The 22,513-nt window shown below is 71.4% G+C and carries 22 protein-coding genes, 1 tRNA gene and 1 pseudogene; 12 read left to right on the top strand and 12 right to left on the bottom strand.

Translation table 11 applies throughout. The features are described 5' to 3' along the window. Window positions 1–20 precede the first annotated feature (20 nt). From ACIPWA_RS07935 to ACIPWA_RS07920, 4 genes are read right to left on the bottom strand one after another with little or no spacing between them, the layout of a single operon-like run. Window positions 21–887, bottom strand: a complete 867-nt coding sequence (locus ACIPWA_RS07935) for an enoyl-CoA hydratase/isomerase family protein (RefSeq protein ID WP_400289332.1) — start codon at window positions 885–887, stop codon at window positions 21–23. Further along, window positions 884–2,254, bottom strand: a complete 1,371-nt coding sequence (locus ACIPWA_RS07930) for a Dyp-type peroxidase (protein WP_400289330.1) — start codon at window positions 2,252–2,254, stop codon at window positions 884–886. The genes ACIPWA_RS07935 and ACIPWA_RS07930 overlap by 4 nt, the downstream gene beginning before the upstream one ends. Before the next feature lie 2 nt (window positions 2,255–2,256). Beyond that, the gene (locus ACIPWA_RS07925; protein WP_400289328.1) at window positions 2,257–3,396 is read right to left on the bottom strand and encodes a DUF4331 family protein; all 1,140 of its coding nucleotides are present in this window, start codon (window positions 3,394–3,396) and stop codon (window positions 2,257–2,259) included. Window position 3,397: 1 nt separating this feature from the next. Next, a complete protein-coding gene (locus ACIPWA_RS07920) occupies window positions 3,398–3,928 on the bottom strand; it encodes a hypothetical protein (RefSeq protein WP_400289326.1) in 531 nt (176 codons plus the stop codon). A gap of 141 nt (window positions 3,929–4,069) precedes the next feature. Here ACIPWA_RS07920 and ACIPWA_RS07915 point away from each other — a divergent pair, with 141 nt between their 5' ends. From ACIPWA_RS07915 to ACIPWA_RS07900, 4 genes and pseudogenes are all read left to right on the top strand, one after another. Then, a complete protein-coding gene (locus ACIPWA_RS07915) occupies window positions 4,070–4,777 on the top strand; it encodes a GntR family transcriptional regulator (RefSeq protein WP_056760726.1) in 708 nt (235 codons plus the stop codon). Between the two features lie 126 nt (window positions 4,778–4,903). Then, window positions 4,904–6,418, top strand: a pseudogene (locus ACIPWA_RS07910) (MmgE/PrpD family protein); the annotation flags it as partial. A 224-nt stretch (window positions 6,419–6,642) separates the two neighbouring features. Beyond that, complete coding sequence (gene prpB / locus ACIPWA_RS07905; protein WP_400289324.1) at window positions 6,643–7,548, top strand: methylisocitrate lyase; 906 nt, start codon at window positions 6,643–6,645, stop codon at window positions 7,546–7,548. A 50-nt stretch (window positions 7,549–7,598) separates the two neighbouring features. After that, on the top strand, window positions 7,599–8,789 hold the full coding sequence (locus ACIPWA_RS07900; RefSeq protein ID WP_082618090.1) for a bifunctional 2-methylcitrate synthase/citrate synthase: 1,191 nt from the start codon (window positions 7,599–7,601) through the stop codon (window positions 8,787–8,789). Window positions 8,790–8,818: 29 nt separating this feature from the next. On the opposite strand, the gene ACIPWA_RS07895 is transcribed toward ACIPWA_RS07900, so the two are convergent. From ACIPWA_RS07895 to ACIPWA_RS07880, 4 genes are all read right to left on the bottom strand, one after another. Further along, the gene (locus tag ACIPWA_RS07895) at window positions 8,819–10,057 is read right to left on the bottom strand and encodes an NAD(P)/FAD-dependent oxidoreductase (protein ID WP_400289321.1); all 1,239 of its coding nucleotides are present in this window, start codon (window positions 10,055–10,057) and stop codon (window positions 8,819–8,821) included. A gap of 249 nt (window positions 10,058–10,306) precedes the next feature. Further along, window positions 10,307–10,383, bottom strand: a tRNA-Pro gene (locus tag ACIPWA_RS07890). Between the two features lie 112 nt (window positions 10,384–10,495). After that, on the bottom strand, window positions 10,496–11,440 hold the full coding sequence (locus ACIPWA_RS07885) for a metallophosphoesterase (protein ID WP_400289319.1): 945 nt from the start codon (window positions 11,438–11,440) through the stop codon (window positions 10,496–10,498). An 11-nt stretch (window positions 11,441–11,451) separates the two neighbouring features. Next, on the bottom strand, window positions 11,452–13,827 hold the full coding sequence (locus ACIPWA_RS07880) for a transglycosylase domain-containing protein (protein WP_400289317.1): 2,376 nt from the start codon (window positions 13,825–13,827) through the stop codon (window positions 11,452–11,454). Between the two features lie 221 nt (window positions 13,828–14,048). Here ACIPWA_RS07880 and ACIPWA_RS07875 point away from each other — a divergent pair, with 221 nt between their 5' ends. Next, window positions 14,049–14,213: a DUF4177 domain-containing protein gene (locus ACIPWA_RS07875; protein WP_169834232.1), complete on the top strand. Its 165-nt coding sequence runs from the start codon at window positions 14,049–14,051 to the stop codon at window positions 14,211–14,213. Further along, the gene (locus tag ACIPWA_RS07870; protein ID WP_400289315.1) at window positions 14,213–14,689 is read left to right on the top strand and encodes a RidA family protein; all 477 of its coding nucleotides are present in this window, start codon (window positions 14,213–14,215) and stop codon (window positions 14,687–14,689) included. Before ACIPWA_RS07875 ends, ACIPWA_RS07870 begins: the two co-directional genes overlap by 1 nt. 120 nt (window positions 14,690–14,809) lie before the next feature. Here ACIPWA_RS07870 and ACIPWA_RS07865 read toward each other — a convergent pair whose 3' ends face one another. Beyond that, window positions 14,810–15,487 carry a Crp/Fnr family transcriptional regulator gene (locus ACIPWA_RS07865; RefSeq protein WP_056645111.1) on the bottom strand — a complete coding sequence of 226 codons (678 nt, stop codon included), beginning with the start codon at window positions 15,485–15,487 and terminating at the stop codon, window positions 14,810–14,812. Between the two features lie 186 nt (window positions 15,488–15,673). Here ACIPWA_RS07865 and nth point away from each other — a divergent pair, with 186 nt between their 5' ends. Continuing rightward, a complete protein-coding gene (nth, locus tag ACIPWA_RS07860; RefSeq protein ID WP_400289667.1) occupies window positions 15,674–16,447 on the top strand; it encodes an endonuclease III in 774 nt (257 codons plus the stop codon). 48 nt (window positions 16,448–16,495) lie between these two features. Here the strand turns inward: nth and ACIPWA_RS07855 are convergent, their stop codons facing one another. Together ACIPWA_RS07855 and ACIPWA_RS07850 are read right to left on the bottom strand one after the other, a co-directional pair. Continuing rightward, window positions 16,496–17,428, bottom strand: coding sequence for an alpha/beta fold hydrolase (locus ACIPWA_RS07855; RefSeq protein ID WP_400289312.1), 933 nt, complete (start codon window positions 17,426–17,428; stop codon window positions 16,496–16,498). Further along, window positions 17,425–18,189 carry a winged helix-turn-helix transcriptional regulator gene (locus ACIPWA_RS07850; protein WP_056645117.1) on the bottom strand — a complete coding sequence of 255 codons (765 nt, stop codon included), beginning with the start codon at window positions 18,187–18,189 and terminating at the stop codon, window positions 17,425–17,427. The genes ACIPWA_RS07855 and ACIPWA_RS07850 overlap by 4 nt, the downstream gene beginning before the upstream one ends. Before the next feature lie 207 nt (window positions 18,190–18,396). On the opposite strand from ACIPWA_RS07850, the gene ACIPWA_RS07845 reads away from it, so the two are divergent. The 4 genes from ACIPWA_RS07845 (at window position 18,397) to ACIPWA_RS07830 (ending at window position 20,932) form a co-directional block, all read left to right on the top strand. After that, complete coding sequence (locus ACIPWA_RS07845) at window positions 18,397–19,131, top strand: hypothetical protein (protein ID WP_068626511.1); 735 nt, start codon at window positions 18,397–18,399, stop codon at window positions 19,129–19,131. Between the two features lie 53 nt (window positions 19,132–19,184). Further along, a complete protein-coding gene (locus ACIPWA_RS07840; RefSeq protein ID WP_056645120.1) occupies window positions 19,185–19,613 on the top strand; it encodes a thioredoxin family protein in 429 nt (142 codons plus the stop codon). A 91-nt stretch (window positions 19,614–19,704) separates the two neighbouring features. Beyond that, on the top strand, window positions 19,705–20,166 hold the full coding sequence (locus tag ACIPWA_RS07835) for a DUF4395 domain-containing protein (protein ID WP_400289309.1): 462 nt from the start codon (window positions 19,705–19,707) through the stop codon (window positions 20,164–20,166). A 94-nt stretch (window positions 20,167–20,260) separates the two neighbouring features. After that, window positions 20,261–20,932: a pentapeptide repeat-containing protein gene (locus tag ACIPWA_RS07830; RefSeq protein WP_400289307.1), complete on the top strand. Its 672-nt coding sequence runs from the start codon at window positions 20,261–20,263 to the stop codon at window positions 20,930–20,932. Between the two features lie 231 nt (window positions 20,933–21,163). Here the strand turns inward: ACIPWA_RS07830 and ACIPWA_RS07825 are convergent, their stop codons facing one another. After that, a complete protein-coding gene (locus ACIPWA_RS07825; RefSeq protein WP_400289305.1) occupies window positions 21,164–21,568 on the bottom strand; it encodes a DsrE family protein in 405 nt (134 codons plus the stop codon). 256 nt (window positions 21,569–21,824) lie between these two features. On the opposite strand from ACIPWA_RS07825, the gene ACIPWA_RS07820 reads away from it, so the two are divergent. After that, window positions 21,825–22,445 carry a heme-binding beta-barrel domain-containing protein gene (locus ACIPWA_RS07820; protein WP_056645126.1) on the top strand — a complete coding sequence of 207 codons (621 nt, stop codon included), beginning with the start codon at window positions 21,825–21,827 and terminating at the stop codon, window positions 22,443–22,445. Window positions 22,446–22,513: the final 68 nt, after the last annotated feature.

Here is a 22,513-nt window from a genome sequence, read left to right as displayed (position 1 = left end):
TGCCTCCTCGTAGGCCGGGTTCAGTAGTCGGCGTCGCGGAAGACCGGGTCTCGGCCCTCGTTGAAGGCTCCGATGCCCTCGATGCGGTCGGGGTGCACGGCCGAGCGCCAGTGCGCGTCCATCATGATGGCGATCGCCTGCTCCACGGGCTGCCCCTCACCGAGCTGTACGGCCCGCTTGACGGCTTGGACCGCCGTCGGGGAGTTGCCGGCGATCTTCTCCGCGATCCGAGCGGCCGCGGCCGCCAGGTCGTCCTGGTCGTGGACCTCGTTGACCATGCCGAGCCGGTGTGCTTCGGCCGCGGAGATCGGGTCGCCGGTCATGAGCATCTGCAGTGCCCTGCCCGGCCCGAGCATGCGTGGCAGGAACACCGGGGAACCGCCGCCGGCCGAGAGGCCGAGCATCGCCTCCGGCTGCCCGAACGTGGCGTTCTCGGAGGCGATGATGAAGTCGCAGCTCTGGGCGAGCTCGCACCCGCCGCCATAGGCGATGCCGTTCACGGCGGCGAAGAGCGGCTTGCGCAGCTGCCGCACGGTGTACAGGGTTCGATCGAAGGCCTGGCGCTGGCGAAGCCAGTCCTCCTTCGTCATGCTCCTGCGCTGTCGGAGGTCGCTGCCGACGGAGAACGCGCGCTCGCCGGCGCCCGTGAGCACGACGACGCGCACGGCGGTGCGCACGGCGATCGTCTCGACGACCTCGGTCAATCGAGCACCCATCTCGGTCGTGATCGCGTTGTCGGCGTGCGGCCGGTTGAGCGTGACCACGGCGATCTGGTCGTCGTGCTGGTACTCGACGAGGACGGAGGACTCGGGTTCGGGGGCGTCTGCGGCCGGTGGGGCGAAATCGAGAGCCTTCCAGCGGTCGGTACCCTCGGGGGTCGTGCTCATGGCGTGCTCTCCTCGGTCGAGACGGAATGCGGCAGCTCAGCCAGCCAACGCATGGCCGAGAGGCTCGGGGCGAAGCAGTACTCGCCCCCACGCGTGATCACGAACGGCGGAAGGTCCTGCAGGCGGCGTCGGATCGGTCGCCGGGGGATCGTGAAGGTGCTCGCGTGGTGCGAGGAGCCGACGATCGGGTCCGCCTCGCCAGGGGCACCGATGAAGATCCCGTCGTTGAGCCACTGGGTCTTGACGAACTCGAACTGCCGCTTGATGTGGGCGCCGGCGAACACGAAGATGATGCCGCGGTCTGCTCCGTCGTCCTCCAGCTCGCCGTCGGGGAGCATCGGGCCGTAGCTCGTGCCGCGCCGGATCATGCGGTGCAGGCGCACGTCCGTGCTGCCGTCGTCGGCGAGCGCGTCGCGCGGGTTGGCGCGTCGTGCGTGGGCGCCGACCGGGCACTTGAAGCCACGAGGGTCGTCGCCGTAGAGAAAGACGTTGTTCCGCTGCGGATCGCTGCCGAGCTCGGGGTCGTCGACGTCGGGCGTCACGGCCAGCGGGGCTCCGCTCTGCCAGCGTCCGACCATCTTCGCGCCGAGCAGCGCCTCCTCTTCACGGTTCGTCGCCCGCGCGCGGAGGTACTGCCGGTAGGCCGCCACCTTGGTGTGCAGCTTCCGGAAGACGACGTAGGTGCCGTTGCGGCCCAGGATGTCGGGGCTCGGCATCGGCGGCAGCCCGCCGGTCTCGTCGGGATAGCCGAGGATGATCTCGCCGGCCTTGAGCGGCGGTTCGTGCGGGTTCGACGGCGCCCTGCCGCTGCCCTCGACGGCCGGCTGGCCGATCCCGTCCTTGAAGCCGAACGAGGTGCGCCCGGTCGGGAGCTGATAGCAGTCCTGCCGCCAGACGACCGTGATGCCCTCCAGCTCCTGGTGGGCGAGGCGAGCCTTCTCGGCGACGGCCTCGAGTCGTTCAGCGTCGGGGGAGATGACCGCGATGGCGATGTGGACGTCAGGAGTGCCGAGCGGCTTCTCCCAGTTCTCAGGACTGCTCTCGCCGATGTCTCCCAGGTGCTCCGCCCGCGCGGCCATCCCTTCACGGAACTCCGGCGCGAAGCTGTCGAGGGAATCCTGAGGAACTCCGAGCGCCTTCAGCCCGTGGTAGGTGAACGCGACGGTGAACCAGGCGTCGTTGGCGGGATCGAGCGACTGCGTCCCCGAGCTCAGGAGGGCTGTCAGCCGCCGGACGAGCTCCTGGCCGTCGGCGCGGTCGTCGATGCGCAGCATCAGGTAGGCGCCGACATAGGGGGAGGGGCGCTCGTGCAGGGCGCCACTCTGGATGTCATCGAGCTCGAGCGTGACGCTCCCCGTCTCAGCCATGCTCAGTGGTGCTCCGGCTTCTCTGGCGGACGGGGGTTGGGAGCCGAGAGGTACGGGAAGGTCTGCGAGGCCGGCCGGGACGAGCCGTCCACCCCGTCGCGGATGATCGGTCCGTTGCCGGCGTTGATCAGTGTCGTGAAGAACACGTCCATCACGTCGTCGTTGATCGTGCGCCCTCCGCAGGTCGCGTGGGCTCGTCCCCTGCGGGAGGCGAGCTCGATCTCGAGGAACGAACCCTTCTCCTGGTAGGGCTTGGAGAGATCGATGACCAGGTAGTCGGCGAGCACGAGCTCGGTGAGCGGATGGACGCCGTCGTTCGTCGGCCAGTCGGTCTTGCCGTCGAGGCTGTCCCAGAACGCGAGGTTGGCGTCGAGCCGTGCCCGGTAGGCGCCTTCGTAGCCGTGCTGGATGTGGAACGCGTCCTCCATGTTGTAGAGGTCGCGGATCTCGAGGTCCTGATTGACCCGATCGAACTGCATCGGCCCGAGCATCAGGTTCTTCACCTCGGGTCGCCCGACGCGCTCGATCCGGACGTTGAACACGCCGCGCGTCAGGGTCTCGGCGACGACGCCGACCAACGTGGCGCCGCCCAGCAGCGCAGGGTCGATCTCGACGACGAGTCCCAGGACGTTCTTGCCGTCCATGTAGATCGAGCCGCGTTCCGCGAAGGCGAGCTCGCCGATCGCGACGGTCTTCAGCGCCGCGGGGGCGTCGAGGATGAACGGATCCCAGCGCGCACCGGCGAAGACCCGCACGCCGTGCGCGGAACCGCCGTCCTCGTCGTTGACGCGGAACGACACGGTCTCGCCGGAGGGGGTGGTGCAGGTGCCCTCCTGCTCGAACGGCTGGCCTTCGGCGCTGGTCGGCGGAGAGAAGACGCAGTCGAACACGAACTCCTCGGCATCGTGCTCCGGGCCTGCGGAGAACGGGGCGTGGTCGCCGGGCGCGGCTGCCGTGAGGGGCCGCACCCGGAACCGGTAGATCAGGCCTTCCGAGAGGGCGTCGGAGATCTTGGCGAACGGCAGGGTGTTCATCACGAGAACGAGGTGCTGCGGCCGGTCGGGGCTCGGGAACGCGAAGACGTCGGTGATGTCGGCGATCGAGTTGGCCAACGCCCGCGGGCCCGAGATGTGATCCGACACCTCAGTCTCCGGCCTCGTCGAGGAGCGGCCGGAGTGCCGGGTGCTGCAGCGCGGCCGCGGCGTCGGGGTGATCGAGCACCTTCTGGAAGGCCGCGTTCACGCGCTGCGCCTTCAGGATCTCCTTCACCGTGCCGGGGTAGTTGCGTGCGTAGGCGGCGGCACGCTCCTGCGCTCCGAGGATGAACGCCTTCTCGGTGGCGAGGTCCGGCAGGCCGTTGTAACCCTCGGTGTGCCTGAAGATGAGGTCGAAGAGCGCGAGCGTCGGGCCGGAGTTGAAGAAGTCGTCCATGTAGGCGTCCCAGGGACCGTCGAAGCTGGTGATGAAGGCGAGTCGCGTGTCGTCGTCGAAGAGCACGAATCGTGCCTCGTGAATCGTCTTGATCGCCATGCCGTAGTCGCCGGGAAGATACCCCGGGGTCTGTTGCAGGTCGTCGAGCGCTGCCCGGAGCGGCTCGCTCTGGCCGGGCTTGACGTGGAAGAACAGGCTGAACTCACTCGTGGGTCCGACGCTGCGGCCAGCAGTTGTACTCACCTTCGGTTCCTCCTTCGCTGAGGTTTCTTCAGCGTTCCACGGCTTCCTGGTGTCCACATCACGCAGATGGGGTGAGGCCACCTGAGGCCAGCCGGCCCTGTGTTGTATACAAGTACGCAGGTGCTGTGGCACGATGGCCGCATGCCCAGCGCTCCGACGACGACGTCGCCCCCACCGCGCGACGAGCCACTCGCCGCCGTCCGCCGACAGTCCGGCGCGCGCGCGGTCTACGACCTCCTGAGGGCCCGGATCATCGATGGCACCCTCGCTGCGGACGCACGTCTCACCGAGCCCGTGCTCTCCTCTCAGCTCGGCGTCAGCCGGACACCCGTCCGCGAGGCGCTGCGTCTCCTCCAGGCCGAGGCACTCGTCGTCGAGCAGCCCACCGGGGGAGTGCGCGTCGCGCCGCTCGCGGTCACCGACCTCCACCGCGTCTACGACGTCCGCTCCCGTCTCGAAGGGCTGCTCGCGCGGGACGCGTGCGAACGCGCACGGCCTGCCGACGTCCAGCACCTCGCTCGCCTCGTCGATCTCATGGACGCCGTGCGTGACCACGAGGACGAGGTGCTGCGCATCGGCGCCCAGTTCCACGGCGAGATCGAGTCGCTCGCCGACAACCGCTGGTGCTCCGCGCTGCTGCGCCAGATCCGCGGGCACGTCGACCGCTACCGTTCGCTGTCTGCGCGCGAACGCGTCGGGACGACCGACCACGTCGACGAGCACCGCGCGGTGGCCCGCGCCATCGCGAGCGGCGACCCGGACGCGGCCGAGCGCACCATGCGCGAGCACATCGAGCGCAGCGCGGCCATGGCTGCCAAGGCCCTGGGCGAGGCGCCACCGCCCGGCTGACGACGCCGCGAGCCTCACCGGCCCCCCCCGCCGACCGCACCCGCACCCCCAGCCCGCGCGGCGCCGTCGGGCAGGACGCCCACCCGACGCACCCCGACGCACCGCACCCGACCACCGGAGGCACCGATGCCCACGACCCACCACCTGCGGACCCACCGCTCCGCGGAGAACCTCGCCCGCACCGACCAGCTCGCGTGGAAGCTCGCCGAGCTCGCGACCGACCCGGTCGAGGTGCCGGACGAGGTCGTCGAGATGATCGTCAACCGCGTGATCGACAACGCGGCCGTCGCGGCCGCGAGCCTCACGCGCCCGCCCGCCGTCGCAGCCCGCGGGCAGGCCCTCGCGCACCCGTACGAGCCCGGCGCGACGGTCTTCGGGACCTCGCTCGCGACCCGCACGAGCCCCGAGTGGGCCGCCTGGGCCAACGGCGTCGCGGTCCGCGAGCTCGACTACCACGACACGTTCCTCGCGGCCGAGTACTCGCACCCGGGTGACAACATCCCGCCGATCCTCGCGGTCGCCCAGCACGCAGGCTGCGACGGCGCGGCGCTCGTGCGCGGCATCGCGACGGGCTACGAGATCCAGGTGGACCTGGTGCGAGCCATCAGCCTGCACGCCCACAAGATCGACCACGTCGCGCACCTGGGCCCGTCGGCAGCGGCAGGGATCGGGACCATGCTCGGGCTCGACACCACGACGATCTTCCAGGCGATCGGTCAGGCCCTGCACACCACGACCGCGACGCGGCAGTCTCGCAAGGGGCAGATCTCGACGTGGAAGGCGTACGCGCCGGCCCTCGCGGGCAAGGTCGCGGTCGAGGCGGTGGACCGGGCGATGCGCGGGCAGACCTCGCCCGAACCGATCTACGAGGGCGAGGACGGCGTCGTCGCGTGGCTGCTCGACGGCCCCGAGGGACGCTACGACGTCGTGCTGCCGTCGCCCGGCGAGCCCAAGACCGCGATCCTCGACACGTACACCAAGGAGCACTCGGCGGAGTACCAGTCGCAGGCGCTCATCGACCTGGCGCGCGCGCTGCACGCCGAGCACCCGTGGCTCGCGGACCCGGACAACATCGTGAGCATCGTGATCCACACGAGCCACCACACGCACTACGTGATCGGCTCGGGCGCGAACGACCCGCAGAAGTACGACCCGACCGCATCGCGCGAGACGCTCGACCACTCCATCCCCTACATCTTCGCGGTCGCGCTCCAGGACGGCGGGTGGCACCACGTCGACTCCTACACGCCCGAGCGCGCCGGTCGCGCCGACACGGTCGCGCTGTGGGGCAAGGTCACGACGGCCGAGGACCCCGAGTGGACGCGCCGCTACCACTCGGTCGACCCGGCCGAGAAGGCGTTCGGTGGTCGCGTCGAGATCGAGCTGGCCGACGGCGGGCGGATCGTCCGCGAGATCGCCGTCGCCGACGCGCACCCGCTCGGCGCACGCCCGTTCGCCCGCGCGCAGTACGTCGCCAAGTTCCGGCTGCTCGCGGACGGCGTGCTCGAGCCCGCCGAGATCGAGCGCTTCCTCGACCTCGCGCAGCGCCTCCCGTCGCTCACGCCCGCCGAGGTGCGCGAGCTCTCGATCGTCGCGCGGCCCGGGCTGCTGGACGCGGTCCCGGTGCCCACGGGCATCTTCGAGCTGGGTCGCCCCTCGCAGGGCGCCGCAGGCGGCGAGCCCGACGGCGGCGCGCACCCAGGCGCGTCCGGCACCCCGGTAACGGGGCGCCCGGGCGGAGGGCCGGCCGGGAGCGGGCCCGGGGACGGCTCGGCCTCCTGGACCATGCGCGACGTGACCGACGAGGATCCCGGCACTGCCGGCTCTGCTGGTTCTGCCGACCCGACCCCCGCAGGAGGCAACTGATGCTGTACTCGCACGTGACGCCGTCGGACAAGCGGGCCGCGCTGCGCGCCCGGCTCGCCGCCGGTGAGCTGCTCCAGCTCCCCGGTGCGTTCAACCCGCTCTCGGCGCGGCTGATCGAGGACAAGGGCTTCGACGGCGTGTACATCTCGGGGGCCGTGATCTCCGCGGACCTCGGGCTGCCGGACATCGGCCTCACGACCCTCACCGAGGTCGCGACGCGTGCGGGGCAGATCGCGCGCATGACGAACCTGCCCGCGATCGTCGACGCCGACACGGGGTTCGGCGAGCCCATGAACGTCGCGCGGACCATCCAGACGCTCGAGGACGCGGGCGTCGCGGGCTGCCACATCGAGGACCAGGTCAACCCCAAGCGGTGCGGCCACCTCGACGGCAAGGCGACCGTCGACCTCGAGACCGCGACCAAGCGGATCCGCGCCGCGGTCGACGCCCGGCGCGACCCGAACTTCCTCGTCATGGCGCGCACCGACGTCCGGGCGAGCCTCGACGGAGCAGCGGGCCTCGCGACTGCGATCGACCGGGCCAAGGCGCTCGTCGACGCGGGAGCCGACGCGATCTTCCCCGAGGCCATGCGCGACCTCGCCGAGTTCGAGGCCGTGGCCTCCGCGGTCGACGTGCCCGTGCTCGCCAACATGACCGAGTTCGGCAAGTCCGAGCTGTTCACGCGAGACCAGCTCGTGTCCGTCGGCGTGCAGATCGTCATCTATCCCGTGACCCTCCTGCGTAGCGCGATGGGGGCCGCGGAGCGCACGCTGGACGTGATCCGGGAGACCGGGACGCAGGACGGGGTGGTCGGCGAGATGCAGACGCGCGCGCGGCTGTACGAGCTGGTGGACTATGCCGGCTACAACCACTTCGACACCGAGATCTTCACCTACCGGCCGTAGGGCACCCCGGTACTGCAGCACATGACCCCGCATCACGAAGGAGTGAGCACATGACCACCAGCACCCCCGCGCAGGTCCCCGACGGCACCGAGGCCCGCGCGACCGCCCCGGGCACGGCGTCCCCGGCCCCGGAGATCCGCAAGGGCCTCGCGGGCGTCGTCGTCGACACGACCGCCGTCTCCAAGGTCAACCCCGACACGAACTCGCTGCTGTACCGGGGCTACCCCGTCCAGGAGCTCGCGGCCCGCAAGAGCTTCGAGGAGGTCGCCTACCTGCTGTGGCACGGTGAGCTGCCGACGCCCGAGCAGCTCGCCGAGCAGACCGCCGTCGAACGGGAGAACCGGGCGCTGCCGGGTGAGGTCCGCAACGCGATCCTCGAGCTCCCCACGAGCTGCCACCCCATGGACGTGTGCCGCACTGCCGTCTCGGTCATGGGCGCGCACGACCCGAGCGCCGAGGACTCGTCCCCCGAGGCCGAGCACGCCAAGGCCCTGCGGCTGTGGGCCATGATGCCCGCGGTCGTGGCCCTCGACCAGCGACGCCGGCGCGGCCAGCAGATCGTCGACCCCGACGAGGACCTGGGCTACGCCGAGAACTTCCTCCACATGACGTTCGGCGAGGTGCCCGACGCGTGCGTCGTGCGTGCCTTCGAGGTCTCGATGGTCCTGTACGCCGAGCACTCGTTCAACGCCTCGACGTTCACGGCCCGCGTCATCACCTCGACCCTCTCGGACCTGCACTCGGCCGTCACGGGGGCGATCGGCGCGCTCAAGGGCCCCTTGCACGGTGGGGCCAACGAGGCCGTCATGGCGACGTTCGCCGAGATCGGGACCGCCGACCGGGCAGCCTCCTGGCTCGACGAGGCCCTGGCCGGCAAGCGCAAGATCATGGGGTTCGGCCACCGCGTCTACAAGAGCGGCGACTCGCGCGTGCCCACCATGAAGAAGACGCTCGACGACCTGGTCGCGCACCTCGGCACCGACGAGGCGACCGCGCTCGACGAGCTGTACGACGCGCTCGAGGCCGCGATGACCGAGCGCAAGGGCATCCTGCCGAACCTCGACTACCCGACGGGCCCCGCCTACCACCTCATGGGGTTCGACACCCCGACGTTCACGCCGCTGTTCGTCGCCGCGCGCGTCGTGGGCTGGACTGCGCACGTCGTCGAGCAGCGCGCCGCGAACGCCCTCATCCGGCCGCTCAGCCAGTACGTGGGGCAGGCGCAGCGCGCGGTGCCGTAGGGCGCGGGGCGCCTCGCGTGCCGGGTCGGTCAGGCGCGGAACGCCCTGAGCGCGTCCCGGTCGACCGGCCCCTCGGCCCGGACGATCTCCTCGACCCGCTCCATCTGCTCCCAGGTGTTGACGGCCGTCCCCGCCTGGACGCGGTCGTCCGCGACCCAGAACGCGACGAGCTCGCTGTCCTCGAGCGACCCGCTCACGACGACCTCGGTCTCGGCCGGGTCCTCGACGAACCCCAGGTACTCCATGCCCACGTCGTACTGGTCGGAGAAGAAGTACGGGAGCTTGTCGTAGGGCTCGCGCGAGCCCAGCACGGCGCGCGCGGCGTGGGGCCCGGTCTCGAGGGCCACCGACCAGTGCTCGACGCGCAGCGGGCGCCCGTAGCGCTGCGAGGGGACGCTCGCGATGTCCCCCGCGGCCCACACGTCCGGGGCGGACGTGCGCAGGGTCGCGTCGACCGCGAGCCCGCCACCGAGCGACCGGTCGCGCAGCGCGACGCCCGCGGCCTCGGCGAACCCGACGTTGGGCGTCACGCCCACGCCGACCACGACGACGTCGGCCGCGACGTGCGTCCCGTCCTCGACGTCCACGCCCGTCACCCGCCCCTCGCTGCCGGTGATCCCCACGACCTGGGCGTTGCGGTGCAGGTGGACCCCGTGGTCCGCGTGGACCTTGCCGTACATCTCGCCGAGCAGCGGGCCCAGGACCCGGCCGAGGGGATGCACCGAGCGGCCGACGACCGTGACGTCGAGGCCCAGGGTGCGCGCCGAGGCCGCGACCTCCATCCCGATCCAGCCGTCTCCCACGACCGCGAGCCGTCCCGCCCCCTCGCGGGCCGAGGCCTCGAGCGTCGCGGCCAGCAGGTCGGCGTGCTCGATCGTGCGCAGGTAGTGGACGCCCTGGAGGTCGGCACCGGGGACGGCGAACGAGCGGGGCGTCGAGCCCGTCGCGAGGAGCAGGCGCGAGTAGGGCAGGACGGTGCCGTCTATCAGCGTCAGCGCGTGGCCGGCGACGTCGATCGCCGCTGCTCGCGTGGCCGTCCTCAGGTCGACGTGGTGGTCGGTGTACCAGTCCTCGGGCAGCGGGAACAGGACGTCGCGCTCGGCCTCGCCGCGCAGGTAGTCCTTGGACAGCGGCGGCCGTTCGTAGGGCCGGTGGGGCTCGCTCGAGACGACCACGAGGTCGCCGTCGTACCCCTCGGCGCGCAGCGTCTCGGTGGCCTTCGCGGCGGCCAGCCCACCTCCGACGACGACGATCGGCTCCTCGGCCATGACGACTCCTCCGGTGCGTGGTGCGGGGGCCCTCAGCGTGTTCAGCGCCCTGCCCAGGACGACGGCTCCTCGCGAGGACGGGACCGTTTCATCGTGTCACCCGAGCGGGCCGGGCGCAGCGGGGGCGAGGGTGACCGGCTGGGCACCGGATGACCGTCACCCTCGGCGGACGGGCTCGTCACCGCCGGCGGGCGCAGGGGTGCGGGAACGACGAAGGCCCGGAGTCCAGTGGACTCCGGGCCTTCGTGCTGGTCGGGGTGACAGGATTCGAACCTGCGACCTCGTCGTCCCGAACGACGCGCGCTACCAAGCTGCGCCACACCCCGATTGCTCCTGTTGCGTCAGATCGGTCAGGGGTCCTCGAAAGGTCCCGCCAAACCTGCGCGCTGGAGCCTGCCTAGAATAGCGGACGTTTGCCCCTGGGACGAAACCGCTGCCTCAGCGTGCGGTCAGCGTCACGATCGTGGCCTCCGGGCGGCACGCGAACCGGAACGGTGCGTAGGGCGACGTGCCTGCTCCGGCCGAGACGTTGAGCCAGGTCGAGTCCTCGCCGCCGGGGGCGTCGGGGCGGGCTCCGGGCCAGCCGTGCAGGCCCTTGGCCCGCCCGCGGTCCAGGTCGCAGTTGGTCACGAGCGCTCCGTAGAAGGGGACGCAGAGCTGGCCGCCGTGCGTGTGGCCGGCGAGGATGACGTCGGCGCCGTCGTCGTGCATCTGGTCGAGGACGCGCACGTAGGGCGCGTGCACCACGCCCATCCGCAGGCCCGACGGCGCAGCGGCCGTCCCGGAGCTGCCCCCGGCCCGCTCGGGTGCGGCCGGGAAGACGTCGCGGTCGAGGTGCGGGTCGTCGACGCCCACCAGGTCGATGTGCAGACCGCCGACATCGACCGCGTCTCGACGGTTGGTGAGGTCGATCCACCCGGCCGTGGACATCGCGGCAGCGAGCTCGGCGGCAGGGAGCTTCGGAGGGTCGATCTTGTGGAAGATCCGCGCGTCGGGCAGGAGGTAGCGAGCCGGGTTCTTGGGCGAGGGGGCGTAGTAGTCGTTCGACCCCATGACGAAGGCCCCCGGCGTGCTGCTCAGGAGCGGCTCGAGCGCGTACAGGAGCGGCTCGAGCGAGTCGAGGTGCGCCATGTTGTCGCCCGTGTCGACCACGAAGTCGGGGCGCAGCGCGGCGAGCGACCGGACCCACTCGATCTTGCGCTCCTGGCTGGGCGTGAGATGCAGGTCCGAGAAGTGCAGGACCCGCAGGTCGGCGTGCCCCGGCGGGAGCACCGGGACCGTGACCTCACGCAGCGTGAAGAGCTTGGTCTCGACATGGGCGTAGGCGAGCCCCCCGGCACCGACCGCGGCGAGCGCGCCGAGACCGACCAGTGCGGGGTGCACGCGGGACCGGGTCAGCCCTCCTCCTCGGGGGGCGTGGCGCCGTCGCCGTTCCCGCCGCCGTCGCTGTTCCCTCCACCGTTGTCGCCCGAGCCGTTGCCACCGTTCCCGGACCCGTTGCCCTGGCCACCGCCGTTGTTGCCGGACCCGTTGCCGCCGCCGGTGTTCCCGGAGCCGTTGTTGCCCGAGCCGTTGCCACCGTTCCCGGACCCGTTGCCCTCTCCGGTCGTGCCGCCGTCGGTCTTGGGTGGTGCCTGGACCTTGCCGAGGAGCTTGGGGTCCGGACCCGGGAACTCGACGACCGGCGCGCCGTCGAGCGCTACCGTCATGTAGTTCTTCCACATGGGGGCCGCCAGGTCGGAGCCGAACCACCACTGCCTGCCCACACCGTTGATGTAGAAGCGACCACGTCCGTTGCTCCGCATCTGGACGTCCGTCTCGGCGTTGCCGATCCAGACGGCGGTGGCGAGCTGGGGCGTGTAGCCCACGAACCAGTTGTGCGTGTTGAGCTGGGCGGTCCCGGTCTTGCCCGCGCTCGGCCGGTCGGCGAGCTGGGACCTCTTGCCCGAACCCTGCGTCATGACGCCCTGCAGTGCGTACGTGACCGTGTTGGCGACGGCCGGGTCCAGGGCGCTCGGGTTGCAGTTCGCCGAGGGGACCTCGATCTCCTTGCCCGACTGGTCGACGACGCTCGTGATCGCGACGGGCTCGCAGTAGGTGCCCCCGCTCGCGAAGGTCGCGAACGCGGCCGCCATCTGCAGCGGGGAGGAGTTCTGGGTACCGATGATCATGGAGGGACGGACCTCCACCTCGCCCTTGTCCCTCGTGAGCGACGGGGCGAAGCCCACGGACTTCGCGGTGTTCGCCACTGCGCAGAGGTCGAGCTTGCTCGCCATGTCGGCGTACGCGGTGTTGACCGAGTTGATCGTCGCGGCCATGGCGGTCATGCTGCCCTTGCCCTGACCGTCGGAGTTGTTGGGGTTCCAGGGCTCGCCGACGTTGAGCTTGGTGCACGACGCCGTGAAGTCCCGACCCACGTTCCACTGGCGCCGGTTCGCGTTGACCGTCTCGTTGAGGGTGTGCCCTGCGTTCAGCCACTCGGCGAGCAGGAAGGGCTTCCAGGTCGAGCCGGGGGAGAACCCGCGCGACGAGCCGTGCGCCTGGTCCGCGCTGTAGTTCTGGGCCGTGGTGCCGGGAGCGGCCTCGAGTGACGCGTCGTAGGGCCGGTTCTGGGCCATCGCGAGGATCTTCCCGGTGCCGGGCTCGACCGTCACGAGCGCGTTCTCGATGCCGCTGGGGTCGGTCGGGGGGATCGCCGACGTGACCTCGGCCTCGGCTGCGGTCTGCAGGCGGGGGTCGAGCGTCGTGACGATGTCCAGGCCACCGCGGTAGAGCAGGGCCTGTCGCTCCTGGGGCGTCTCGCCGAAGATCGGGTCCGACGTGATGACCTTGGTGACGTAGTCGCAGAAGAACGCGGCACCGTTGGCGGCCTGGCACCCGACAGTGACGGGCTGGACGTTGAGGGTGTCGGCCAGCGGGGTCGCGACGGCCTCGTCGTGCTCCTGCTGGGTGATGTAGTCCTGCTCGAGCATGCGGCCGAGCACGAGGTTGCGGCGCTTCTCGGAGTTGACCGGGTTGGACACCGGGTCGTAGGCGCCCGGTGCGTTGGTCACGCCCGCGATGGTCGCGGCCTCGACGATGCTGAGGTCGGCGGCGTGCTTGCCGAAGTAGTGCTGGGAGGCGGTCTCGACGCCGTAGACCCGGATGCCGAACTGCGCGATGTTCAGGTAGCCCTGGAGGATCTCGTCCTTGGTCATGCGCTTCTCGAGCGAGATGGCGAGCTTCGCCTCGCGGGCCTTGCGCTCGATCGAGCTCTCCTTGACGGCCTCGACCGCGATGGGGTCGTCGTCACGCACCGCCTGCTCGATCAGGACGTTCTTCACGTACTGCTGCGTCAGGCTCGAGCCGCCCTGCTTGGCGCCGCCCGTGGCGTTGTTGATGGCAGCACGCGTGGTGCCCTCGATGTCGACCCCGCCGTGCTCGTAGAAGCGCTTGTCCTCGGTCGCGACCACGGCGTTGCGCATGTGCACCGAGACCTCCTCGAGGGGGACGACGATGCGGTTCTCCGTGTAGAAGGTCGCAAGGAGCGTGGTCCCGTCGTTCGCGTAGACGCTCGACTTCTCGGAGAGCGGTCCCGGCTCGAGCTCGTCAGGGAGCTCGTCGAAGATCTGGACGCTGCTGTCCGTGAGCTGGCTCGCGCCGGCCGCGAGCGGGATCAGCAGGCCCGCACCGAGGACTCCACCGACCCCTGAGACGAGGACGAACGCCAGCAGCAGGGCGATGAGCTGATAGGCGTTGACTTGTCGACGGGGACGCGCAGGGGAGGCCATGGCCCAAGCCTACGGGAGGGCGCCGACGCTTCCCGGGCGTTCTCACCCCTGCCCGGTGTGCGGGTTGTGTAAGCATCCGCGGGCCAGGATGCGGAGCATCCGTGACCGCAGGACGGGGCCTCTCCAGACCTCGGCGTGCCTCCGCACGACCCGGGATCCTGGACCTCGACGAACGTCACGGCGCGCTGACCGGACCGGCGATCCCCGCTACGCTCGGTCGCATGGCAACCACCTGGGAGTACGCGACCATCCCCCTCATCATCCACAACACCAAGGCTGTCCTCGACCAGTGGGGCTCCGACGGCTGGGAGCTCGTCCAGGTCGTCACCGGCCCCGACGGCAACGGGCTCGTGGCCTACCTCAAGCGCCCGACCAGCGGGCAGTAGTGGCGACGAGCATCGCGGCGCGCCTCGCGGAGCTGGGCATCACCCTGCCCGACGTCGCCGCGCCCGTCGCCGCGTACGTCCCTGCGGTGCGCACGGGGCGGTACGTCTACACCTCGGGCCAGCTGCCGTTCGTCGACGGCGTGCTGCAGGTGACCGGCAAGGTCGGTGAGGGCGACGGCCTCGTCGCCTCGGCCGACGCCGCGGTGCTCGCCCGCACCTGCGCGCTCAACGCGCTCGCGGCCGTGCACGCGCTCGTCGGCAACCTCGACCAGGTGGCCAGGGTCGTCAAGGTCGTGGGCTTCGTCGCGAGCGACCCGTCGTTCACGGGGCAGCCGGCCGTCGTCAACGGCGCGAGCCAGGTCCTCGGCGAGATCTTCGGCGAGGCGGGCGTGCACGCGCGCAGCGCGGTCGGCGTCGCGGTGCTCCCGCTGGACTCGCCGGTCGAGGTCGAGCTGGTCGTGGAGCTCGCGGACTGACCCGTCCTTGCGAGCGCGCAGCACGGGGCGTTCCGCACGAACAGCAGCACGACGAGAGGCCGGTCGGGCCGACCCCGGAAGGGGTGGTCCGACCGGCCTCCGGTCGTTGCAGGGGCGCGCTCAGCGGGCGCGACGCTCCAGGCGGTCCACGTCGAGCAGCACGACGGCACGGCCCTCGCGACGGACCCACCCGCGGGTCGCGAAGTCGGCCAGGGCCTTGTTCACGGTCTCGCGGGAGGCGCCGACGAGCTGGGCCAGCTCCTCCTGGGTGAGGTCGTGCGCGACGCGCACGCCTTCCTCGGTCTCCTCGCCGAATCGGGTCGAGAGGTCCAGGAGCGCCTTGGCGACTCGGCCCGGGACGTCGGAGAAGACGAGGTCCGCGAGGGTCTCGTTGGTGCGGCGCAGGCGGCGGGCCAGCGCGTTGAGCAGGTGCTTCGCGACGCTCGGGTGCTTCTCGATCCACTCGATGAGCTGCTCGTGGCGGAGCTCGTAGAGGAGCGCGTCGGAGACGGAGCTCGCCGTGGCCGTGCGGGGGCCCGGGTCGAAGAGCGAGAGCTCACCGAACATCTCGCCCGGCCCGAGGATGGACAGGAGGTTCTCCCGGCCGTCGTTCGAGCGTCGGCCGAGCTTGATCTTGCCTTGTGCGATCACGTACAGCCTGTCGCCGGGCTCGCCCTCGCGGAACAGTACGTCCCCACGGGTGAGCTCGATCTGCTGCATCGAGTCGAACAGCGTCCGGGTCTCTTCGCGGTCCATGGTGGCGAAGAGGGGGGCGGAGAGCACTACGTCGTCGTCCACGCGATGTCCTTCGGGTGTTGAGCGGACTTTCCCGGCATGTGCCCGTCTGCATCGGCGGAGTTCGAGCGAACCGGTACTCGTGATTCCTCCCACAAGTCTGCCTCATGCGCGCAACTTGAGACGCCACCGCCTGGGACCGGCCTGCGTCGATCCTGTGGGAGGGGTGTGTGGGTGGGGCCGAGTAGGCTGCCCAACGTGACCTCTTCGGGTGGTACCTCGCGTCCTGCTCCCTCTCCTTCGCCCGCGCCGCCTCAGGCTCCGGCGGGTTCCTCCGCCGAGTCACGCCTCGCGCTCGTCCGGCGTGCTCGGCGCACCAACCGCGAGCTGGCGGAGACGTACCCGGACGCACGGTGCGAGCTCGACTTCACCACGCCCCTCGAGCTCCTGATCGCGACCGTGCTCTCGGCGCAGACGACGGACAAGCGGGTCAACCTCACCACTCCCGAGCTCTTCTCGCGCTACCCGGACGCCGCCGCGTACGCCGCGGCAGACCGTCTTGACCTCGAGGACGTCCTGCGCCCGCTCGGGTTCTTCCGGGCCAAGGCGCAGGCCGTGATCGGGATCGGTCAGGCGCTCGTCGAGCGCTACGGGGGGCAGGTCCCCAAGAAGCTCGACGACCTGGTGACCTTGCCCGGGGTCGGGCGCAAGACGGCCAACGTCGTGCTGGGCAACGCGTTCGGGATCCCCGGCCTGACGGTCGACACGCACTTCGGGCGCCTCGCGCGCCGGCTCGAGTGGACCTCGGAGGAGGACCCGGTCAAGGTCGAGACCGAGGTCGGCGAGCTGATCGAGAAGCGCGAGTGGACAATGCTCTCGCACCGCCTGATCTTCCACGGGCGCCGGGTCTGTTTCTCGCGCAAGCCCGCGTGCGGGGCCTGCACCATCTCGCACCTGTGCCCGTCGTACGGGATCGGCGAGACGGATCCTGTGGTCGCGGCGACCCTGGTCAAGACCGACTGAGCGCCCGTCCGGCGGCCGGGAGGCCGCCGTCGTCGTCTCCTGCGTGACTCAGCCCTGCGTGGTGGGCAACCAGTCCAGCAGGAGGCGCGTGACGTCGTCGGGCGCCTCCTCGGGGAGGAAGTGCCCCGCCTCCTCGAGGACCTCGAAGCGCAGGCTGCGCGAGACCGCCGCGGCGTCCGCGTCGGTGAGCTCCCGACGCAGGAACCCGTCCGCCCCGCCGTGGACCTGGAGGGTCGGGACGTTGAGCGGGCGGCGCAGCGCGCTGCGGTAGCGACGCCCGTCGGGCCGGGGGGTGGAGCGCACCGACCAGCGGATCGCCTCCATCGCGGAGTGTGCCGCGAACGGGATGCGCATGACGGTCGTATAGGTCTCGACCGCCTCCGGGGAGAGCGGCGAGGCCGCACCGTCCGCGAGGACGCGCGCGACCAGGTCGTCGCGGGTCAGCGCGCGCTCGGGCAGCGTGGGCAGCTGCGCGAAGGCCAGGTGCCGCTGAGCGACGGGCGTGAGCAGGCGGCGACCCGAGACGTGCACGTGCGAGGGGTGCGGCGCGGCGAAGGCCGCGACACCTGCGGTCACGGCGGGCTGGAGCGCGGCCATGGCCCAGGCGAGCCCGCCTCCGCTCCCGTGCCCGACGACGACGGCGCGATCAGCACCGAGCGACCGGACGACGCCCGCGACGTCGCGCGTGCGGGTCGGGGCGTCGTACCCGATCGGCGGCTTGTCGGAGGCACCCGTACCCCGCAGGTCCATGGCGGCCACGCGGTAGCCCGCCTCGCCGAGGGCCTCGAGCTGGTGGCGCCATGCCCACCAGAACTGCGGGAAGGAGTGCAGCAGCAGCACGAGCGGCGCGCTCGAACCCCCTCCGCGGGACTCCGGTCCCGCGAGGGCGACGTGGAAGCGCGCACCGTTGGCAGGCACGAACTCGTGCCGCCAGGGGCCGTCGACGAGTGCTGCGGAGAAGTCGCTCGAGTCGGTCGTCACCCGGACGAACTTACCTGGTCCTCCGCGAGGGCGGACTCGTCCGTGGGCTGGGCGGCGTCCGGCATCTCGGCGGACTGGGCCCGCCGGTCCTTGGGTGGGTCGAACCGGTAGCCGACGTTGCGGACGGTGCCGATGAGCTGCTCGTGCTCGGGGCCCAGCTTGGCGCGCAGGCGCCGCACGTGGACGTCGACCGTGCGTGTGCCCCCGTAGTAGTCGTACCCCCAGACCTCCTGCAGCAGCTGGGCCCGCGTGAAGACGCGGCCCGGGTGCTGCACCAGGTACTTGAGGAGCTCGAACTCCTTGTAGGTCAGGTCGAGCGGGCGCCCGCGCAGCCTCGCGGTGTACCCGCCGGCGTCGATCGCGAGCTCGCCCGCCGAGATCTCCTGCGGGGCGTCCTCGGCCCGACCGTGCGCCGAGCGCTCGACGACCAGCCGGAGCCTGGCCTCGACCTCGGCAGGGCCCGCCGACTCGAGCAGCAGGTCGTCGGCCCCCCACTCGGCCGTCACGACCGTCAGGCCGCCCTCGGTGAGGACGAGCACGAGCGGCACCGCGAGACCCGTGGCGCGCAGCAGGCGGCACGTGGTGCGCGCTGCGACCAGGTCACGACGCGCGTCGAGCAGCAGGACGTCCGAGTCCGGCGCGTCCACCAGAGCCGACGGCTCCATGGGCAGCACCCGTATGCGGTGCGACAACAGTCCCAGCGCAGGCAGGACCTCGACGGACCCACCTGTCGCCGGTGTCAGGATCAACAGCTCTGCCACCGACGCACCTCCTCCCAGTGACCTTCGAGAAGGCCGGAATCATTACCGTAGCGCGTTGAACAGACGTCAACGGGGTGACCAGGGCCTTTCTGCTGTTACAACCTTGTTTCGTGTTCGCCGCCGCGCGTCATCTGGGAGACTCATGTTCGTGCTCAGCCTCTCCGGACCCGGTGCCGCTCGCTCCCTGACGCAGGGAGAGTGCGCCTAGTGGGTCTCTCCTCACGCGCCGTCGCCACCGCGGTGGTGGCCGCCGCGGTCGCCGTCGCAGCCTTCTTCGGGCTCCTCCCGCTCACCCTCGCGTCCGCGGCGCTGGCCGTCCTCGTGGCGATCGGGTGGCCGTCGCTGCTCAACCAGCCCGCCCCCGGCGGGTCCGGCCTGGTGATCGGTCTGACCGGGGTCGGGGCCGTCGCTGCGGTCGCCGCGACCGAGGGCGAGCCCTCGTTGCGCAACCTGCCGCTCGTGCTCGCGATGGGGGTCGTCCTGGCGTTCGTCGCCGAGATGCTCCGCCGCGACGGACGGCCACGCCTGGTCGAGTCCCTGCTGGGCACGGTCAGCGGGCTCGTGGTCGCCGTCTCCGCCGCCGGGTGGATCGCGACGGACCGCACCGATGCCGGCGCAGCCCTCGTCGTGACGTGCGCGGCGACGCTGGCCGTCGCCTCGGCGGTCTCTGCGCTGCCCGTGCCGGGCTGGTGGAACACGCTCCTGACCCTCGCGGCGTCGATCGCCGCCGGCGGCGCCCTGGCGTGGGCGCTCCCCGAGGTCGTGACCGTCAACGGGCTGTGGACCGGGGCGGTCTCGGGACTCCTCGTCGCAGCCCTGCACGCGCTGTTCGACCAGCTGCCGGCCCTCGAGCGCAGGGCTGCCGCGCTTGCTGCCATAGTGCTTCCGGTGACGGTCGGGGGCATCCTGGTCTTCGTGGTGGGTCGGGTCCTCGTGGGCTGACCTGCCCGGCTCTCTCCGGACGCACCGCAGACGGACGACGGGAAGGTCGAACCATGGTCTGGCGCATCGTGATCCTCCTCGCGCTGCTCGGCGCGAGCGTGCTCCTCGGCGTGTGGTGGCAGCGCCGGCAGGGAGTGGTCCGGCTCCGGGACGCCCAGCCCGCTGCCGCGGTCGACTGGTCGGCCCGCGGGATCGTGCTGGGGGACCACCGGACGTTCGTGCAGTTCTCGTCGGAGTTCTGCTCGCCCTGCCGTCACACGGCCAGGGTGCTCGACGAGGTCGTCGCGGCCCGCACCGACGTGACACATCGTGAGATGGACGTCGACGAGCACCACGACCTCGTGCGAACGTTCGGCATACTGCGCACGCCGACGGTGCTCGTCCTGGACCCGGCCGGTCGCGAGGTCGCCCGCATGAGCGGCAGCGTGAGCAGGGCGCACGCGCTCGAGGCGCTCGACGTGCCGGCGGGTTCGGTCGCCTGAGCGGGCCGTGCCGCTCGATCGTCCTGCTGAGAACCCTGTTGAGAAGCCCGCCCGAGGCCCCGCTGACGGCCCGTCCCACCGAGGAGCCCGCATGTCGCACGAGTCCACCCCCGCAGTGAGCGCGCCACAGGGCATCGACCCGCGAGGTCCCCGGGTCGGGGCAGGGATCACCGCGCTGCTGCTCGCGGTCACCCTCCTCCTGGGTTCGTCCGAGGCCGCGCTGTGGGTCCTGACGTTCATCGCTCTGAGCTTCCTGCTCGGGACGCTGCGCGGGGCGCAGGGCACGTGGCAGGGATGGGTCTTCAAGACCTTCGTCCAGCCTCGCCTCGGCCCGACGGCGGAGCGCGAGGACCCGCGTCCCCCTCGCTTCGCGCAGGGGGTCGGGTTCGTCATCACCGGGGTCGGCGTGGTCCTGGGCTTCACGGTGTCCCTCGTGGCAGTGCCGATCGCCGCGGCTCTCGCTCTCGTCGCGGCGGTGCTCAACGCGGCGTTCGGGCTGTGCCTCGGGTGCGAGATGTACCTGCTGATCCGCCGGTTCGCGCCCGCTCGCTGACGCTCCGCGCCGCCTCGTCGCTCGTGCCGGTGGCGGGTCGGACCGGCGCGCGCGACGTCTCGGCGCGCGTGCGTGCGCAGCGTAGGGTCGAGCGGTGCCAGCACAGCCCAGCCCCGTGACCACCGTCCCGCCCAGGATCAAGAGGCTGCGTGCCGGGGTCAGGACGCCCGGCGACGCTACAGTTCTCGGGGCCGAGGAACGCCGCCACGACGAGCGGTTCGAGGGTGCGGACCTGTCCCACGCGGACCTCTCGGACATCACGTTCGAACGTTGTGACCTCGTCGGGCTCTCGCTCCACCAGGCCGACCTGCGCGCCGCGACGTTCAGCGAGTCGCGGCTCGAGAGGATCGACGCGCCCGTGCTCAGCGCACCGCGCTCGGTGTGGCACGACGTGGTCCTGGACGGTTCGCGGATCGGGTCGGCCGAGCTCTACGAGTCGGGGTGGCGGTCGGTCGAGCTCGTCGACTGCAAGCTCGGCTACGTCAACCTGCGGGGCGCGACGGTCCGCGACCTGCGGCTCACGCGCTGCACGGTCGACGAGCTCGACCTGACGAACGCCCAGGCCACCCGGGTCGCGTTCGAGGACACGGCGGTCGACCACCTGGTCCTGGCGAGCGCCCGTCTGGTGCACGTCGACCTGCGCGGCGCGGCGCTGCGCCGGATCACGAGCATCGAGAGGCTTGCCGGGGCGACGGTGAGCCCGGCGCAGCTCGTGGACCTCGCTCCGCTGTTCGCGGTCGAGCTGGGGATCCGGGTCGAGGGCTGAGGGCTCGGGGCTCGGTGAGCTGTCGCAGCGCGGCTCGATGAGTTGTCAGAACGTGGCCGGGGTATCGCCCGGCTCAGTTCTGACAACTACGCCGGGGCCGACGGGCCGACGGGTCGACGGGCCGGGGGGGCGGTCGCCTGCGTGGGCGCCGCCAGGTCCCTGAGCCAGCTCGGCAACTCGGCAGCTCGGCAGCTCGGCAGCTCGGCAGCTCGGCACCGCCGCCGCACTCCCTCAGTAGACCAGCGCCTGCGCCCCCGGGCGCAGCGTCTCCTCGACGAACACCGCGGCCCCCGCGATCCGCACGCCGGGCAGCAGGTCTGCCTCGGTGATGCCGCGTCGTACCGCGCACTGCGTGCAGACCGTGACGGTCCCGGCCTCGAGGATGACCGCGAGCAGGTCCGGCAGCGCCGCCGCGTGCTCGAGCTCGAGCTCGCTCGCGCGCCCCGGCAGCCCGAACCACGCGGACTCCCCGGTCAGCCACACGCTCACCTCGACCCCCGCGGCGACGGCCGCGGCAGCGACCGTGAACGCCTGGTTGGTCGCCTCGGGGCGTTCGAGCCCCGAGGTCGTCTTGACGACCAGGGAGCGCTGGGAGGGGACGGTCGTGGGCTGCGGCAGGGTGGGCTCGGTGGTCACGTGCGCGAGCCTAGAGGCCGGAAGGTAGGATCGGCGACATGTCCACGCATGCACTCGAGCTCATCTTCCTGGGACTGCTGATCGCCGCGACCGTGACCATCACGTGGTTCGCCGGGTTCGTCGTCTACAAGCTGTACCAGGGTCAGCGCTGACCTGATCGTCACGCCGGGCGTCCGTCGCCCGACGGGACCCAGGTCCCCTCTCCCTGTCGTCACCCACCGGTCCACGGGACCGGCACCGCCGGAGGTACCACCAGATGGCTTTCGCGTTCCCTGAGGGGCTCGCCCCCGAGGCCTACCCGCTCGCATGGCTCGTGGGTTCGTGGCGCGGCGAGGGGGTCATCGCCTACCCGGGCATCCCCGAGACACCATTCGTCCAGGACGTGACGTTCGACCACGACGGCGGCCCCTACCTGCGCTACGAGTCGACGATCCGCGTCCTCGAGACGGAGGTCCCGGAGACCGTGCCAGAGTCCTGGACCGCGGACCAGCCTGCCGACCCCGAGGCCGACCCGTCGAGCGACTCGACCGAGCCGAGCACCGAGGGCCACCTCGCGCCCGGGCGGATCTGGTCCACGGAGACCGGGTATTGGCGCGTGTCCCCGGAGCGCCCCGAGGGCCTGCCCGAGGACAAGTCCGCGATCGAGGTCATGATCGCGGACCCGTCGGGACGCATGACCCTGTACCTGGGCGTGGTCGGCAACGGCCGCGTGGACCTGTCGAGCGACGCCATGGTGCGCACCTCGACGTCCGCCGAGGTGTCGGCGTCCAACCGCCTGTACGGCAACGTGCAGGGCCAGCTCATGTGGGTCTGGGAATTGGCGGCCTTCGGTCAGTCGTTGCAGTCGTATGCGTCGGCGAAGCTGGACCGCCTGTAGCCCGTCCGACGTGTGAGGTACGGCCGTCGCCACCGCGCGGCCGGACGGACGTGCGCGCCCACCGCGGC

Origin of the sequence: Oerskovia enterophila, from assembly GCF_044748475.1 — a bacterium.
Lineage (GTDB): Bacteria > Actinomycetota > Actinomycetes > Actinomycetales > Cellulomonadaceae > Oerskovia > Oerskovia enterophila.
This window is presented reverse-complemented; position numbering and strand designations above follow the sequence as displayed.